1 pseudogene is annotated in these 277 nt (G+C 66.8%); it reads left to right on the forward strand.

Going from position 1 to position 277, the window contains the following annotated elements:
* Positions 1-277, forward strand: a pseudogene (locus AC0L3P_RS40300) (3-hydroxy-2-methylbutyryl-CoA dehydrogenase); the annotation flags it as partial.

The raw sequence follows: 277 nt of genomic DNA on the forward strand, positions 1-277 counted from the left end.
GTGGTGCACCGCAAGGGCAAGACCGTGGGCCGCAACAAGGAAACCGGCGAGTTTACCCGCCTTTCGACCGAGGACTATGCCTTTGCCGCGAACGGCGTGCTGATCGCCAGCTACCGCGTGGCGAGCCTTTCGGCGCTGGGCATGGCGCACTCTGAGCCGCTCGAAGGCGATGGCGAGCGCGGGACGATCATCCTCACGGGTTCGGTCGCGGCGCAGGATGCGCAGATAGGGCAGGTGGCTTATGGTTCGCTCAAGGCGGGCGTGGTCGGCCTCGTGC

It is taken from the genome of Bradyrhizobium sp. WSM4874, assembly GCF_055811835.1.